This is a genomic window from Lysinibacillus sp. GbtcB16 (assembly GCF_019091145.1).
In the GTDB taxonomy this organism is placed as follows: domain Bacteria; phylum Bacillota; class Bacilli; order Bacillales_A; family Planococcaceae; genus Lysinibacillus; species Lysinibacillus fusiformis.
This window is the reverse complement of the sequence record NZ_JAGXJV010000001.1, coordinates 193,453-207,154: the sequence shown is the minus strand read 5'-3', so window position 1 is coordinate 207,154 and position 13,702 is coordinate 193,453. Positions and strand designations below refer to the sequence as shown.

The 13,702-nt window shown below is 37.8% G+C and carries 10 protein-coding genes; 2 read left to right on the top strand and 8 right to left on the bottom strand.

Annotated features, from left to right (window positions below; translation table 11 throughout):
• Window positions 1–128: 128 nt before the first annotated feature.
• The gene (locus tag KVT27_RS01045; protein WP_152564538.1) at window positions 129–332 is read left to right on the top strand and encodes a hypothetical protein; all 204 of its coding nucleotides are present in this window, start codon (window positions 129–131) and stop codon (window positions 330–332) included.
• A 411-nt stretch (window positions 333–743) separates the two neighbouring features.
• On the opposite strand, the gene KVT27_RS01040 is transcribed toward KVT27_RS01045, so the two are convergent.
• From KVT27_RS01040 to KVT27_RS01015, 6 genes are all read right to left on the bottom strand, one after another.
• Window positions 744–1,502 (bottom strand): TerC family protein, encoded by a 759-nt coding sequence (locus KVT27_RS01040; protein WP_036123499.1) that lies wholly within the window; start codon window positions 1,500–1,502, stop codon window positions 744–746.
• A 338-nt stretch (window positions 1,503–1,840) separates the two neighbouring features.
• A complete protein-coding gene (locus KVT27_RS01035) occupies window positions 1,841–2,926 on the bottom strand; it encodes an SDR family oxidoreductase (protein WP_036123496.1) in 1,086 nt (361 codons plus the stop codon).
• A gap of 19 nt (window positions 2,927–2,945) precedes the next feature.
• The gene (locus tag KVT27_RS01030) at window positions 2,946–5,999 is read right to left on the bottom strand and encodes an efflux RND transporter permease subunit (RefSeq protein WP_217580509.1); all 3,054 of its coding nucleotides are present in this window, start codon (window positions 5,997–5,999) and stop codon (window positions 2,946–2,948) included.
• Between the two features lie 193 nt (window positions 6,000–6,192).
• Window positions 6,193–7,770, bottom strand: a complete 1,578-nt coding sequence (locus KVT27_RS01025; protein ID WP_008174169.1) for a peptide chain release factor 3 — start codon at window positions 7,768–7,770, stop codon at window positions 6,193–6,195.
• 135 nt (window positions 7,771–7,905) lie between these two features.
• Entirely contained in the window at window positions 7,906–9,372 is a 1,467-nt protein-coding gene (locus tag KVT27_RS01020) for a UDP-N-acetylmuramoyl-L-alanyl-D-glutamate--2,6-diaminopimelate ligase (protein WP_036123491.1), read from the bottom strand.
• 323 nt (window positions 9,373–9,695) lie between these two features.
• On the bottom strand, window positions 9,696–11,084 hold the full coding sequence (locus tag KVT27_RS01015) for an aldehyde dehydrogenase (protein WP_036123489.1): 1,389 nt from the start codon (window positions 11,082–11,084) through the stop codon (window positions 9,696–9,698).
• A gap of 202 nt (window positions 11,085–11,286) precedes the next feature.
• Between KVT27_RS01015 and KVT27_RS01010 the strand changes: the two genes are divergently transcribed.
• A complete protein-coding gene (locus KVT27_RS01010; protein ID WP_196244078.1) occupies window positions 11,287–11,436 on the top strand; it encodes a hypothetical protein in 150 nt (49 codons plus the stop codon).
• 46 nt (window positions 11,437–11,482) lie between these two features.
• Here KVT27_RS01010 and ssuE read toward each other — a convergent pair whose 3' ends face one another.
• On the bottom strand, window positions 11,483–12,016 hold the full coding sequence (gene ssuE, locus KVT27_RS01005; RefSeq protein ID WP_036127653.1) for an NADPH-dependent FMN reductase: 534 nt from the start codon (window positions 12,014–12,016) through the stop codon (window positions 11,483–11,485).
• A 165-nt stretch (window positions 12,017–12,181) separates the two neighbouring features.
• Complete coding sequence (gene lpdA / locus KVT27_RS01000) at window positions 12,182–13,519, bottom strand: dihydrolipoyl dehydrogenase (protein WP_217580507.1); 1,338 nt, start codon at window positions 13,517–13,519, stop codon at window positions 12,182–12,184.
• Window positions 13,520–13,702 lie beyond the last annotated feature (183 nt).

Here is a 13,702-nt window from a genome sequence, read left to right as displayed (position 1 = left end):
TGAACAAAAATGCATTTTTATTTTGGAGGTGAAATTTTGAATAAGTGGTTAAAGGCTTGGAGTATATTTATTTTTACAATCGGAGGATTATTAGTATTACTAATAATTGCGAGTGTTTTTTGCTTTTTTTGCATTTTAAGGCTAATTTACATCCAGATGAATCTGAAGAAGCAATGGTACTTTTACAAGCAAACTATCCAACGATGACATACGAAATTTCTGGTGAAGCAATTTGCAAAGAAAGTTTTATATCTTCTATTGAGTATTTTCATTATGATTTACCTATCGAACATACACAGGAAAAGATTTTCTCACACTGCACAATCGGTTAATGTCAAAAAAACTCGAACTATGTAGGTGGAGTGTTTATGTAGAAGTTGATTGGAACGTAGAGTGGCGACGTGGGAAAAGCGGGAACGTATAGATCCTGGACTGAGCGCAACGATGGAAGCAGCTCTGCCCCGCTGTGGAAAGCGTCCTCCCATAGTGGAGATTAAAGGCTATACTTTATAAACAGTCGCCTAGATTGATTCTAAGCTATTTTCTCCTGTTGAAAAGTAAATCCTTAAAGTGATAAACAATGTTGACGAAAAATCACATTCATGACGTAAGCTTGCCAAAACCTTGTAAGTACAAGTGAGATTAGATTTAGTAGTAAAATATCATAGAGAATGAAATACCAAAAGCCATCGATCATAATACGTTCGATGGCTTTCAACTACAGCTGAATAATTCAATCTAAGCTATTTTTTATTTCGAACACCTACTAGATAACCTACAAATGCTATGCCGAGTAAGACAATCCAGAATGTTAACTCCCATGCAGTGGAATGTGGGAATTCTGCAGGTAATATCCCTACTTTTTCATGAGCTAATGTTAAGACAACGAGCTTCACACCTACCCAGCCTACAATTAAAAATGCAGCTGTTTCAAGTGAAGGATAATCATTTAATACTTTGACAAACCATTGGGCAGCAAAACGCATCATAATAACCCCGATAAACCCACCAAGGAGCATGACGATAAATTGTCCACCATTAATGCCACCGATATCAAAATTCCCCAAATGAGGCAATGTGACAGCGATAGCTACTGCAGCCAACATGGAATCAATAGCAAATGCAATGTCTGCAGCTTCTACTTTGAGTACTGTTAACCAGAATCCAGACCCCTTTTTCCCAGTCTTTTCACTCGTCTCTTCTTCTTCATCATCTTTATGTTTACGTAAATCATAAATATTTTTCGCCGACATAAATAGCAGATAAGCCGCACCTACTGCTTGTATTTGCCAATAGTTTACTAAAACTGTAATGACAAAAAGCGCAGCGAATCGAAAAATCAGGGCGCCAAATAGTCCATAAAATAACGCCTTTTTTTGTTGTTCTTGCGGTAAATGTTTGACCATTACAGCCATTACTACTGCATTATCAGCTGCTAGTAATCCCTCTAATACAACTAGGACAATTAAAACCCAGCCGTATTGTAATATTATTGCTTCCATTTATGCTAGTGCCTCCTCTAAGCTCTAAATACCCAAATGACTAGTTCCACTAAAGTACAAAAGAAAAAAACCCCTGCCATATGTAGGCAAAGGTCTCGCTAAGTAAATTAGTACCTTATCGGTACATCAATCTACACGTCATCAGTCATCATTTTACGCATAGAGCCATTCACTATCACATCCGATGGTCAAACCATGTCTTGACGAATGTGAAACCAGGTAAAATAATTGCAAAACCTGTTAGCTACTCCCCTTTGACAAAGTGTCGAAGGTATCTTCTTTCAAACATTATAGCACTATCATTTACAGCTGACAAAAATATCTATATTGTTTTTTCATTACTTAATTTGTATCTGGTAGCTCTTATCTTCTTTATGTGCTAAATAAAAATCAATCATACGCGGCATCGTCCGAATAAAATCAGGACATGTAATTCCACCTTTTTGCAAAATTTGCTGGGCTTCATTCGTGTCGAATGTGGCATTCCATGTTAAATAATCTAATGTCTCCTGCTCCACCCCTAGCTTTCTCCGAATAAATGGAATTTGCAAGGATAGCTTTGCCCACGCAAACGGTAAACGTCCCTTCGGATAAGCATTCGTCACTAGTTTCACCATAGTACGATATACTTCCTGTACAGGGTGAGGATTCGGATCTGTTAAATGAAGGGTCTTACCTTCAGCCTCTTGTTCTGATGCCAAAAAAGTTGAGGCATTTAATATATAATCTACTGGTACTACATTGATCGTAGATGTAGATTGTCCAATATAAGGAATTATAGGTAAACATTTTAAACGTTCTACTAAATTTAAAAAGAAATAGGGGCCATCAAACTTAATTGTTTCACCCGTTTCCGAATGCCCCCTCACAATACCAGGTCTAATAATTGTTAATGGAATTTCGGATTTTAAATCTTCTACTCGGAGCTCAGCCTCATATTTTGTCTCTTCATAATAATTTTTAAATGCGAATGGTCGAATCAGTTCATTTTCACGCAGTACCCCCTCACGTGTACCAGCCACATATGCCGTACTAAAGTACATATAGCGTTTTAAATGGGGTAAAGTGCGCACAAATTCATTCACCATTGTTGTCCCATGTACATTCACTTTCCAAGCAATATCACGGGGTACAGCTAGATCGTATATAGCTGCCAAATGCCAGAACACTTCAATTTGAGGTACGATTTCTTCAATTACTTGATTATCTAAACCGAGGTTCGGCAAGGTAATATCACCCTCAACAATACGAATCGATCCATTAGGAAACTCCTTTAGTATTTTATTTTTCTCTTGATGAGCTTTAATGGTTTCGCCAGCTAATACAATTGCTATAACCTGTTGTGTTTGTTTTTTTTGGAACAATGTCCTAATTAATTGACTTGAAATGAAACCAGGAAAACCAGTAAAAAAATGAACTTTCATCTCCCATTCCCCCTCGATTCTAACGCATCTTTCTTGTTTCCTTATCCACTAAACTATAAACAATCGGTACAATATATAGTGTTAGTAACGTGGACGTCACAAGTCCTCCAATCACTGCAATTCCCATCGGTTGATTCATCTCTGTTCCTTCCCCAATGCCAAGTGCAAGTGGAAGCAATCCTAAAATAGTCGTTAACGCTGTCATTAAGATAGGACGGAGACGATCCTGAGTAGCCAGTAAAATGGCTTCATACGCTGACATACCATTCGCTTTTTGCTGGTTAATATAATCAACTAACACAATACCGTTATTTACAACAATCCCTACAAGCACTAAAATTCCTATTACAGATGTCACACCCATTAATGTATTTGTGGCAAACATGGCGATTGCTACACCTATGATCATTAATGGCACCGTAAACATAATGACAAACGGATATTTGAATGATTCAAATTGAGCAGCCATCACAATATAAACTAATATAATTGCCAGAATAACGGCTAGTAGCATATCATCAATTGCACTATCATAAAGCTCTCGATCACCGCTAAATACAATTTGCGTAGTAGGTGATAAATGAGCACTCTCTATTGCTTTATCTACCTTTGCTGATATTCCGCCTAAAGATTCCTTCGTTTCATATTCAACAAAAAATGCCACTGCTGCAGCCTGATCAGAACGTCGAATAGAGACGGGACCCTCTTCTATAGAAACTGTAGCAACATCCTCTAATTTCACAAACAAGCCTGCAGGTGAACGAAGTTGCATTGCTTTTAGTGAATTCACACTATCGTTGAAGGTCTGTCCGAAACCTGTGTAGACAGGTAACACAGCACCATCCTCTGCTATTAATTGGGACGTTAATTGCCCTCTTGTCATTTGATTGACAGACTGTGCAATTTGGACCGGTACAAAACCATAATCTTTTGCATTCTCTCGATTGACCTCAATTTGAATTTCTTGAACCGTATTATCTAAATCTGTGGAGACTTTCGTCACTTCTTCAATCGCTTGTAGCTCTTGTTGTACTTTATTAACAGCCTGTTGGAGCCTTCCTTCATCAGAGTCAGTTAATCTAAACGTTAAAGTATGTGGTGATGAGCCAGTTGCTGTCGATACGTTAAATGTCAGTTCAGTCTTGTCTTCTAACTCTCCCTGTAATTCTTGCTCTAACTCTTCGACAAATTCAAAAATTGAACGTTCTCTATCCGCTAAAGGCACTAGCTTTACATACATTTCTGCTTGGTTCGGGCTAGTTTGTCCACGTGATTGAGATTGTTGTGTGCCACCAATTAAACTAACATAAACATCTACATCTTTTTCCTGCTTTAAACGTTCCTCGATCTTCCTGACAACCTTTTCAGTTTCAGATACAGCTACACCCTTTTCAAGATTGACGCTAATGGTTGTGAATCCTTCATCGGTAGGTGGTAAAAATTCAGTACCAATTCTAGTCAATCCGAATAATGATAGACCAAAGCAAACTACTGTGAAAATTAGTATGAGCATACGATGCTTTAGAACCCAAACAATAGACGACTTGTATCGCTTATAAAATTGAGATTGACTACGCTGCTCGTAAAAGTTAATACTTTTCATTTTTAAAAGACGACTCGCTAGCATCGGCACTACTGTAAGGGCAACTACTAAAGAGGCAATTAAACTAAATGAAATTGTGAGAGCAAATTCTGTGAAAATTTGTCCAATCAATCCTTCGATGAACATAACAGGAATAAAGACAGCTATTGTTGTTAGGGTTGAAGCTGTGATAGCAAGAGCAACTTCCCTTGTCCCTTCCTGTGCTGCTGTAATAGGATCCTTTCCTAGCCCTAAGTGTCTTTCAATATTTTCAATAACAACGATCGCATTATCCACTAGCATGCCAATACCCAAAGCTAGAGCACCTAAAGTCATAATATTGAGTGAAAAGTCAGCAAAAAACATCAATACAAATGTCACTATTACTGAATAGGGGATAGCGATACCAATGATGATAGGGCTCTTTACACTGCGTAAGAACACAAAAAGGACGAACATTGCAAACAATCCTCCTAAAATTAAGGAAGAGCCGATATTACTAATAGCAACATCTACGTAGTTGCCCTGATCTACTAATATGTCTGCTGTTATTCCCTTGTATCGCTCTTTCTCTAGCAGATCATTTAAGGTTTGTTGAAATTCCTTTGACACTTCTGCAGTATTCGCACCCGACTCCTGTATGACAGACATAAGAACTGCTGCTTGCTCATTGGCACGAGTTGTCGTTACAGATGGCTGTTCTGCCCTTTTAACAGAGCCGAGATTGCCAATTGTTAACGCTTCACCTGTTAAAGGATTCACAGAAACGATTAAATCTGCTATATCTTCAGGGGAAGTTAATGTACTAACAATCCGTGTTGTTAACATTTTTCCATCATCAGTTAAAACAGGATCACCAGGAAGTGATACATTGTTCGCTTGAACGATTTGAATAATATCTGCCTGTGTTAAGCCTTTTTCGACTAGCTTTCCTTCATCTAATGTAATTTGTATTTCCTCTATAAGCTTCCCCGAAACATTCACACTTGCGACACCCTCTGTCCGTCGAAGCTCCTTTTCTAAATCCTCTGCTAATAAGCGCACATCAACATTTTCATTTTCTGCGCGCAATGATAGCTGAATAATTGGAAATTGAGATGGATCAAACTTTAAAAAGCTTGGCTTGCCCGCATCATTGGGAAGAGGCGTCATATCAATTCTTTGTAAAATATCAAGTTGGACATCTTCTAGGTTGGTGGACCAATTGAACTCAAGGACGATTAAATTGCTTCCTTCTTGCGAGGTTGACTGTAGTTTCTTAATGCCTGGTAAGGTGGCTAGTGTTGCCTCTAAAGGCTTCGTTACTCTCTCATTCACCTCTGTCGGGCTTGCTCCAGGATAGGAGGTGACTACTACACCTATCGGAGGATTTAACTCCGGAATTAAAGTAATTGGTATTTTTAATAACGATACACCGCCTAATAAAATGACAAAAAGCATCGTTACAATTGTAAAGACCGGTCTTTTAATTGAAAAATTACTAATGTTCATATGATAAACTCCTTTTTCTACCTCTTGCTTACTATGATAGCCGAAAAGGGGATTATTTTATAAATAGGCTAATTTTCTACCATCTAGCGCTGGGCAATCTTAAATTTCCTAATACTGTATATATTCTACAGTCAGTGTCAAATTTCCTTGCAAAAAAACACGAATCGCAAAATTGTCGATTCGTGTTTGACTATTAAAGAAGGCTATAAAGTTTAATGTTCTCATTTTTATCGTTAAACCAACGCATGGCAAATTCATTTTCGAATAAGAACACAAGGTTGTCAAAACGGTCTTTCACCAGCATTGAACGACCAGAGGACATGGACTCCTTAACATCCTCTTCATTTTCAATCCAACGTGCAATTTTTGAACCAATTGGCTCCATTCTTACTTCCACATTGTATTCATTTTTCATACGATGTTCGAATACTTCAAATTGCAGTTGACCCACTGCTCCAAGAATGACTTCTTCTGTGTGCAGTGTTTTATAATATTGAATAGCACCTTCCTGTACTAATTGTAAAATACCTTTATGGAATTGCTTCGATTTCATTACATTTTTAGCCGTGACACGGACAAATAATTCTGGTGTAAACTGTGGTAATTTTTCAAATTGGAATGTTTTCTTACCACCCACAACTGTGTCTCCAATTTGATAAGTCCCCGTGTCATATAACCCGATAATATCTCCAGCAACAGCTTCATCTACAGTCTCACGATCATCAGCTAGGAATTGTGTAGATTGCGTAACTTTAAAGGATTTGCCTGTACGAGACAATGTCATATTCATGCCACGCTCAAATTTACCAGAAACAATACGTACAAAGGCAATACGGTCACGGTGTGCAGGATTCATATTAGCTTGAATTTTGAATATGAATCCTGAAAATTCTTCTTGTTCAAGCGGATCAATAAACTGCTCATCTTCCGTAATTCTAGGCTGTGGTATTGGTGCAAATTGTAAGTAAGTTTCTAGGAATGTTTGTACCCCAAAGTTTGTTAAAGCTGAACCAAAGAACACTGGTGTTAATTCGCCACGACGAATTTTTTCCTCCGAATATTCATTACCAGCCTCGTCTAGTAGTAAAATATCGTCCATTGCTTGAGAATAATAAGAAGTGACTTTCATTGGATGTTCTACAGCAAGTTCACCATTTTCATCTATTGGTAGAAAGCGCTCTGTCTCATCCGTACGGAACTGCTCAATACGCTTATTGTAACGATCATAAATACCAAGAAACTCTTTCCCCATACCAATCGGCCAGTTCATTGGATACGCATTAATTCCTAGTACTTCCTCAAGCTCTTCTATTAGCTCAAGCGGCTCTTTCCCTTGACGGTCTAATTTATTAATAAAAGTGAAAATCGGAATACCGCGCATTTTACAAACCTTAAATAGCTTTAATGTTTGTGCCTCGATCCCTTTAGCGGCATCCACTACCATGACAGCACTATCTACTGCCATTAGTGTACGATACGTATCTTCTGAGAAGTCTTGGTGCCCAGGGGTATCCAAGATGTTTACACGTGAGCCATTATAGTCAAACTGCATCACGGAAGAAGTTACGGAGATACCACGCTGCTTTTCGATTTCCATCCAGTCAGATGTTGCAAACTTACCTGTTTTTTTCCCTTTTACTGTTCCTGCGTCACGAATGGCGCCACCAAAAAGTAAAAGCTTTTCTGTAATCGTCGTTTTCCCAGCATCAGGGTGACTGATAATGGCAAAAGTACGACGCGATTGTATATCTTTTTCTAAATTTGAATTCATCTCGTCATTCTCCTTTTTTCATACTTAATAATAATAAAAGAAGACTTGCCTTTCGTACAACCTTTTTACATGAAATCGCCAAAAAGAAAACCCTTTAGTACTATCTAAAAGGGTTTCCTAGGATCTTATATTCCATCAAACAAATTTCAATCGGCCAGCTTCTATTGCTATTTCTGCATCACTATGTGGAAATTTTGTATTTTCAATAATTTGATAATCCTCATGGCCTTTACCAGCAAAAATGATCATATCGCCTGGTTCAGCAACCTCAATGGCATGTCGGACTGCCTCTGCACGATCCCCAATGCAAGCAAAATTGTCATGTAACATCCCTTTGGCCAAATCACCTGTAATACTATTATAGTCCTCATAGCGTGGGTCATCTGTTGTCAGAATGACATACTCTGCTGCCGACGCCTTCTCAGCCATTGCAGGACGTTTTGATTTATCGCGGTTACCACCTGTCCCAACTAAGAAAATAAGTTTACCCTTTTTATATGGTTGTGCTGCTTCAATTGCTTTTTCAATAGCATCAGGTGTATGTGCATAATCAACAAACATTTGAACAGGTAGATCAGAGCATACTTTTTCCATACGACCTTTAACTGGTGGGAGTTGCTCGATTTGCTCAATAATGGCTTCCATAGTATAACCACGACCATAAAATGCCACCATCGCTGCTAGCACATTATAAATGTTAAATTCACCTAATAAATTCATTTTCACACGATAAATTCCTTCTGACATCTCCACATCAAAGGATGTCATATAATCGTGATATTCACAGTTAATGGCACGGAAATCTGCTGTTTCATTTTTTAAACCATATGTCCACACTGGAAATGGTGTCATAGCTGCGTATCGCTCTGACCACGCATCATCTGCATTTAGCACAACAAATTTATTTTTTTCTAAATCTTGTCCAAGCTGGGAGAATAATAAACCTTTAGCATGGCCATATTCCTCCATCGTACCATGGAAATCAAGATGATCGTGCGTTAGATTTGTAAAAATAGCAACATCATAGTCAACACCTGCTAAACGTCCAAGTGCTAAGCCATGGGATGAAACCTCCATCGTCATTAAACGACAGCCTTCCATTTTTGCTCTAAAAATCATTTGTTGCGTCGATAACGCATCACTCGTTGTATTGGCAGATTCATATAGAATTCCATTTAAATTAAAGCCAATTGTGCCAGATAGGGCAGATTTTTCACCCATACCATGCATGATATTTTGAATAATGCCCGTCACAGATGTTTTACCATTCGTTCCCGTTACCCCGATCATCGCTATATCTTTGGAAGGATAATCAAAAAACTTAGCAGCTAATAAGCCTACTGCACGGTCCGTGTCTTTCACAATTACTTGAGCAATAGTCTCACCTAGCGGTAATTCTCGCTCCGTTACAACAATCGTAGCCCCGCCATCTACAGCCTTTTGAGCATAATCATGTCCATCCACTGTATAACCTTTAATACAAACAAACATACTATTTGGCTGTACACTTCTTGAATCCACTACGATATCAGTTACTTGGTCTGGCAACATGCCAATTATTTTTTTCAAAGGTAATGCACTTAACAATTCCTCTGCATACATTTCATAGTCCTCCAATCAATCTCTACACTCACGTCATCATTTTTGATTATTCGACAAAAAACGACAATATGAATCCCCCCACGATCTATTGAACTTATTTTACTACTTATTTCGTGATAAATAAAATGTCTCTGTGCTGTTTTTTCAACGAAAACGCTTACATTTGAACAAAAAACACGTTTTCTTCGAAATTTTCATAAATAATCACGAATCGGCATTTTTCGACACGACTAGAATGGGATTTTTGGGAACATTTTCCTATACAAAGGAGGGGTTTTTTGAATGAGGGTATCTTCATTTTGAAAAAAGATACCCCCATTTTACTATTTCATAATAGAGCGTACAATTTTCACCTTTTGATTATAGGGTGGAAAAAGTACATTAGTCTCAAGCTTAGAAGATTTCTTTAAAATGGATTTTGAATGTGTAAAGTTTTCAAAGCTCGCTTTACCATGATAGGCTTTCACACCTGAAGGACCAACACCTCCAAATGGTAGATGTAAGTTACCAACATGTGTAATAGTATCATTAATACATCCTCCACCGAATGGCAATTCCTCCAAAAAGTATTGAGTCGCTTTTTCATGCTCTGAAAAGAAATATGCCGCTAGTGGTTTCGGCAATTGGCGAATTTGATGGATAGCTAGTGGTAAATCGTTATACATCATAACAGGTAGGATAGGACCAAAAAGCTCTTCCTGCATCGATGGACTTGTCCACTTTACATATTCGATGATTGTTGGTTCGATATATAAATCATCTCGATCTATCCGCCCGCCAAATGTTATAGCATCTCGCTCTTCCTTAATAATTTGCTGTAAACGATCAAACTGTCTAAGATTCACGATCCGTCCATAATCAGGGCTTTTTAATGGGTTCTTCCCATAAAAAGAACGTATCGTTTCTTTTAAAATTTTCATAAAGCGATCATACACATCTTTGTGAACAAGTAAATAATCTGGTGCCACACATGTTTGCCCAGTATTTGTAAATTTACCCCATACAATCCGCTTCGCTGCAACTTCTAGGTTCGCTGTTTGATCGACAATAGCTGGACTTTTCCCTCCAAGTTCTAAAGCAATAGGAGTTAATCGTTCTGCTGCTGCCTTAGCTACCACTTTGCCGACTGCAACACTTCCTGTAAAAAAGATGTAATCAAAGGAAGCATGGATTAAGGCAGTAACTTCATCTTTTTCCCCTTCCACTACACGTACATAGGACGGGTGAAATGTTTCTTCAATTACTTTTTTTACGATGGCTGCAGTGTGTACAGATGTTTCTGACGGTTTGACAATAGCTGTATTACCGCCAACAATAGCACCTACCAATGGTTCCATAACCAATTGAAATGGGTAATTGAATGGTCCAATTATTAATGTAACACCATATGGTTCATGAACAATAAAGCTCTTACCCATCTGATATTGAATAGGTGTTTTGACAGCTTCTGGCTCCATCCATTCTTCCACATGCTTCACCATATGCGAAATACTATCTAAGACAATGCCAATTTCAGTTGCATAAGCTTCAAACTCACTTTTCCGAAGGTCTAAGTATAAGGCGTTCAGTATTTCCTTTTCATATTTCAAAATGGATTTCTTTAGTTTTTTTAATTGCTCTTTTCGAAACTTGACACTTTTAGTGGCACGAGAAAAATAAAATTGACGCTGCTCTGTTATCATATTTTCCACATCTTGAGACGTAAAATTCATCAATAAAGCACCCCTTTCAAAAATGGCATACATAGTTTTTTCATTTCGAAACAAACTATCATTGTCTATACGATACAACATCAGGAGGGAAAAATCCTCTTTCTACATCAGGGAGGATGAAATTTGAGTATGTAAAATGTTTTAGTTTTTTTATCTCGGGAAATATACAACTACATATTAATTAAAACGGGGGCGTAGATGAATGACAACAACGACATGGTGGGAGTCTATTTTTTCAGGACCATTATCGCATGGGATTTGTGAAGAAAAATTAATGCTTTTACAAGATGAGGCTTTCTTATATCTTTCTACAGCACCGGTAGAAACAGAAGAAGATCTTGAAGTAAATTAAAAGAAAGCGCATTATAGGATGCCCCTATAATGCGCTTTTATCATATTTAATTAGCAATTAATACTCGTTGCAATTGCTTTAACTCTGCTTCCAATCTGTTGATTGCTTCTTCTTCTATGGCAAAGCCTCCTTCATCCAGACGAATAATTTGTTTATCCACAATATAAACTGAGTGTGATATTGTGGTTGCCCCGAGTACAGCTAAAACGGGCTTTAAAGCATACTCTAATGCTAATAAATGACCAATAGAACCTCCGACAGCAATAGGTAGTATGACCTTGTCATGCAGAGCTTTCTGGGGTAGTACATCTAAATAAGTCTTCAATATCCCTGTAAAGGATGCTTTGTATATTGGGGTTAAAATGATCACTATTTGTGCTTCCTCGACCCATTTATTCTCTAGCTGGATACTTTCACTCCCAAAATTGGCTGTCATTAAATCTTTTGCTGGTAGCTCATGAACATAATTAGAATGAACTTCTACTCCTTGTGCCATTAGATGATTTACAACCTTTTCATGAATTGCCGTAACTCTAGAGCTTTTCGAGTTACTTCCATTAATAATTACTGCTTTTGTCATTTCCCCACTCCTTTTATTTTTTTTAGCCATTAAAAAAGCTCCTATTTTACAATCAAACGGAAACCGCCTTGTAAAATAGAAGCCTCTAGATGCCTAGTCAACTTTAAAACCAAGTATTCTTATAAAATTAATCTAACATATATTCCTTTAAAGTCAATAGCTTTTTTATTGGTGAATGGCTTTTCCAAAAACCGCCTTGGCTGCATCTCCAATATGCTCACATACAGTCGGATGTGGGAAAATCATTTGTGCTAATGAAAGAGCTGTACCACCTGCATTTTTTGCCACCAATATCGCATTCAGCATTTCTGTTGCACCATCTCCTACAACACAAGCACCTAGAATTTGACCACTACCCTCTTCTGTAATTAGCTTCACAAAGCCTTCTGTATTCCCTTCCATTAAACCTTTTGGATTTGTCTTTAAAGGCATTTTTGTCATCGTGTAAGGCACTTTTACCTGTTCTTCTAGTAAACCAAATGTGGCAATCTCAGGATGTGTATAGACACAACGTGGGATAGATGCTTGGTCAATTGATGCTGGTTGATTACCCACAATATAATCTACAGCATAGATTCCTTCTGCACTTGCTGAATGTGCTAGCTGATAACCACCAACCAAATCACCAATTGCATAAAGATGGGGCTGACTCGTCTGTAAATGCTCATTGACGGCAATTAAACGTCCTTCAAATGCTAACCCTAAATGCTGAGCGATCTCTGTATTAGGACGACGCCCTGTGGCAAATAGAAGATTTTCATATGTATATGTTCCTTTAGTTGTATGAATAGTATGGCCTTCAAATTTTTCGAATTGGAAATCTGTTACAAGTTTAATACCTAGTTTCTTCATCTTTTCTCGAATAAGAGGTCTTGACTCTGGTTCTTCCGTTTGTAAAATATCCTCACTATGATTAAGCATTGTAATTTTCGTTCCTAGAGGTGCTAAACTAAAGGCCATTTCTACTGCAATGACACCACCACCAATAATCGTTAACTGTGCTGGTAGCTCTTGAAGATTGAAAAATGTATCTGTTGTATAGTAGGTAGCAGTCTCTAAACCTTCAAATGGCGGGACAAATGGATGACTGCCTGTTGCCAATATAATATCCGTCGCTGTCAAAGTTTCATTTCCAACCGTTATCAACAAGTCTTTAGTTAATGTAGCTTCACCACGATATAAAGTTATATCGTTGTTGATGATATAGTGCTCAATATTTGTTAGTAGCTCTTGAATAATTGTATCTTTTCTTTGCATCAATCGAGGAAAATTTATTCGCACATTGTCCGATTCGATTCCCCAGTTATTTCCTTTATTTATTGCCTGTACTAGTTTACTATGCTCCAATAAAATTTTAGATGGAATGCAGCCGACATTATAGCAGGCTCCTCCTAATTTATCTCGTTCAATCAATGCAACCCTTTTGCCATTTTTCGCCGCATGAATGGCCGCTACATAACCTCCTGGCCCTGCGCCAATAATCGCTATATCAAAATTTTCCATATTTCTCACCTCATGTAACACCTTATCATTTGGAAAAATTGAATGCAATATTATCAGGGATGTCATAGAGAGGGTTCTTTTAGAAAAGGAACCGGCTCATTTAAAGAAATGGCCACCAAGTAGAACAATTCCAAAAGCTTAAAATATGAAAATAACAAAAGCCACCGAGAGAAAGAACTTCTC

Excerpts from the sequence above, each read along its gene's own strand:
- KVT27_RS01040 (WP_036123499.1), bottom strand. The coding sequence starts at position 1,502 with ATGGAAGCAATAATATTACAATACGGCTGGGTTTTAATTGTCCTAGTT.
- KVT27_RS01035 (WP_036123496.1), bottom strand. The coding sequence starts at position 2,926 with ATGAAAGTTCATTTTTTTACTGGTTTTCCTGGTTTCATTTCAAGTCAA.
- KVT27_RS01030 (WP_217580509.1), bottom strand. The coding sequence starts at position 5,999 with ATGAACATTAGTAATTTTTCAATTAAAAGACCGGTCTTTACAATTGTA.
- KVT27_RS01025 (WP_008174169.1), bottom strand. The coding sequence starts at position 7,770 with ATGAATTCAAATTTAGAAAAAGATATACAATCGCGTCGTACTTTTGCC.
- KVT27_RS01020 (WP_036123491.1), bottom strand. The coding sequence starts at position 9,372 with ATGTATGCAGAGGAATTGTTAAGTGCATTACCTTTGAAAAAAATAATT.
- KVT27_RS01015 (WP_036123489.1), bottom strand. The coding sequence starts at position 11,084 with ATGAATTTTACGTCTCAAGATGTGGAAAATATGATAACAGAGCAGCGT.
- KVT27_RS01010 (WP_196244078.1), top strand. The coding sequence starts at position 11,287 with ATGACAACAACGACATGGTGGGAGTCTATTTTTTCAGGACCATTATCG.
- ssuE (WP_036127653.1), bottom strand. The coding sequence starts at position 12,016 with ATGACAAAAGCAGTAATTATTAATGGAAGTAACTCGAAAAGCTCTAGA.
- lpdA (WP_217580507.1), bottom strand. The coding sequence starts at position 13,519 with ATGGAAAATTTTGATATAGCGATTATTGGCGCAGGGCCAGGAGGTTAT.